The sequence below is a fragment of the Chlorogloea sp. CCALA 695 genome (assembly GCF_003003885.1).
Classification (GTDB): Bacteria; Cyanobacteriota; Cyanobacteriia; order Cyanobacteriales; family Chroococcidiopsidaceae; genus Aliterella.
In genome coordinates, this window is record NZ_PVWN01000148.1 from 1 (window position 1) to 2,494 (window position 2,494).

A 2,494-nucleotide genomic window follows, 5' to 3' on the forward strand; every position below is an offset into this window, starting at 1 on the left:
ACGCAACCGTCCTCCAACGGGGGGTTTGGGGGGAGGTTCCCCCAATTTCTGGTTTTTCTTAATTAATTCAACTAACCTAGAGCCAAAATGCAAATACAATTTAGAGAATTTAATCCCTTCGATCTATGGATTTGGGTAGAATTTAGTACCGTCCCGTCAGAAATGGAGAAAAAGTATTTAGAAGAAGCTTTTAACTCGTGGTTTTACCTAGGAAAACTCGGAGCATTTAACGCCGAAAACCTCCAAGTGCAAGACGAGGGATTAGATATTAGTCACATGAATTATGATGATCGCCGGGCGGATGACAGCTTAATGTCGCTCATGCACAATATGGGAGCCTTTGAGTATCAAGGGACTTGGGCGCGGTGTTGGTTTGATTTGGGAACCAGTGATGCGATCGCCCTAGATATTTTAATTAATTGTCTCACCCAATTAGATCGAGAATACCTACCAATGGAGCAACTGTATATTGGCGGTGAAAATGCCGACTGGACAGTAGAAGATAGCGAAAGTCGCCCTGAGTCCATATACGATTACAACAACTAAAAGTTATATGCACGTTGAAGGTCAAATTCGAGTTTTAGCTTTGGGATTGATTAAAAAGGATAATCGCGTTTTTATATCTCAAGGCTACGATCCAGTAAAGCAAAAAACTTTTTATCGAGCAATGGGTGGCGGGGTAGACTTTGGCGAAACCAGCATTGAAGCCTTAGAAAGAGAGTTTCAAGAGGAAATTCAAGCAAAATTAACTAACATTTCTTATCTAGGATGCTTAGAAAACCTCTTTACTTTTAACGGCAAACAAGGACACGAATTGCTCCAAGTTTATCAGTGTGATTTCGTCGATGCGAAGTTTTACGAATTAGAGAGTTTAGTTTTTGCTGAAGGTAAACGCCAAAAAACCGCCCTGTGGGTAGATGTGGCTTTATTCAAATCCGGGGAATTGTTGTTAGTACCAGAGCCATTTTTAGCATTGCTCTAAAAATAAATGCGATCGCCTTTTAATGATTATAGCGATCGCACTCTCGAGCAAATATTCAGTTTTTTTAGCGAAACATACTGCTTACGGACGTATCTTCATGCACCCGCCAAATAGTTTCTCCTAGCAAATTAGCAACTGAAAGTACCGTTAGCTGCTCAAACTGATGTTCTGGGGGAACGGGAACTGTATTTGTGACAATTACTTCTTCAAATAACCCACTAGATAGCCGTTCAACGGCGGGAGGAGAAAAAACGGCGTGAGTTGCACAAGCGTACACCTGACGCGCTCCTTCATCTCGTAGCAATTTTGCCCCCGCCGCAATCGTGCCACCTGTATCAATCATGTCATCTACTAACACGGCGGTTTTACCTGCCACATCGCCAATTACATTAAGGACTTCAGCGACATTATGAGCTTGACGACGCTTATCAATAATTGCTAAGGGGGCATCATTTAGCTTTTTAGCAAAAGCTCTTGCTCTTGCTACACCGCCGACATCCGGGGAAACCACCACAATATCGGACAATTCCTTACTGGCTAAATAATCAATTATTACTGGTGAACCATAAACATGATCGAAAGGTATATCAAAATAGCCCTGAATCTGTGCTGAGTGCAAATCCATCGCTATAACTCGGTGTGCGCCTCCTTGAGTAATCAAGTTAGCCACCAACTTAGCTGTAATCGACTCTCTCCCGGCGGTTTTGCGATCTGCCCTAGCATAGCCGTAGTAAGGAATTACTGCGGTAATCTGCCGCGCCGAAGCACGACGACAGGCATCAATCATAATCAGTAATTCCATCAAATGGTCATTTACTGGATTGCAAGTTGGCTGAATCAGGTAAACATCACAGCCCCGAATCGACTCTTGAACTTGAATATAAATCTCTCCGTCAGCAAATCGCTTACGGATCATTGGCCCCAAGTCCAGTCCCAAATAACGAGCAACTTCCTGAGAAAATGGTACGTTAGCCGAACCAGAGAACAAGCGTAAGCGGTTATTGTCAGTAATAACCGCGTTTTGAGTTGACGGCAGCGTCAAAGTAGTTGCAGATCGTAGCACAACAGACCCTCTAAGCGGCTTCATGGCAATCCTATCATCACAAGTTTATCTACTTCCTCAGCAATTCTAGGAAAATTTAATTATAAACTTGGATGAAGTTATTAGTTAATTTTAGTTTAAGAGTTTTGGGATAATTCCCCTTATGATATATCTTTGACAAATATTTTACTTACTACTCATGGCATAAATATGTCATAAAAAATACTTACTTATCAATCAAGGGTCAATTTGATTTTAGCTAGGGCGATCGCATCCGTCGAATCAATCCCAACTTTTTTTAATGTTTTTGACTTCAAATTCTTGCCCTGTCAGCAAATTCAGTAGTTGATATCGCCACTGGAGTAGTGACAAGGATTATTAGGGCGATCGCACTTACTAAAATAGTTATTGGTTTTGTCGTTAATCTAACCAATATTCTTTAATAATTATTTTAGTAGTAACTCAATTAT

General features: G+C 41.2%; 3 protein-coding genes. 2 read left to right on the top strand and 1 reads right to left on the bottom strand.

The window, feature by feature from the left end:
- The first annotated feature begins 87 nt into the window (after positions 1-87).
- Positions 88-546, top strand: coding sequence for a DUF3531 family protein (locus C7B70_RS25560; RefSeq protein WP_106371662.1), 459 nt, complete (start codon positions 88-90; stop codon positions 544-546).
- A 7-nt stretch (positions 547-553) separates the two neighbouring features.
- Positions 554-982 carry an NUDIX hydrolase gene (locus C7B70_RS25565; protein WP_106371663.1) on the top strand — a complete coding sequence of 143 codons (429 nt, stop codon included), beginning with the start codon at positions 554-556 and terminating at the stop codon, positions 980-982.
- 64 nt (positions 983-1,046) lie between these two features.
- Here the strand turns inward: C7B70_RS25565 and C7B70_RS25570 are convergent, their stop codons facing one another.
- Positions 1,047-2,069, bottom strand: a complete 1,023-nt coding sequence (locus C7B70_RS25570) for a ribose-phosphate pyrophosphokinase (RefSeq protein ID WP_106371664.1) — start codon at positions 2,067-2,069, stop codon at positions 1,047-1,049.
- Positions 2,070-2,494: the final 425 nt, after the last annotated feature.

Excerpts from the sequence above, each read along its gene's own strand:
- C7B70_RS25565 (WP_106371663.1), top strand. The coding sequence starts at position 554 with ATGCACGTTGAAGGTCAAATTCGAGTTTTAGCTTTGGGATTGATTAAA.
- C7B70_RS25570 (WP_106371664.1), bottom strand. The coding sequence starts at position 2,069 with ATGAAGCCGCTTAGAGGGTCTGTTGTGCTACGATCTGCAACTACTTTG.
- C7B70_RS25560 (WP_106371662.1), top strand. The coding sequence starts at position 88 with ATGCAAATACAATTTAGAGAATTTAATCCCTTCGATCTATGGATTTGG.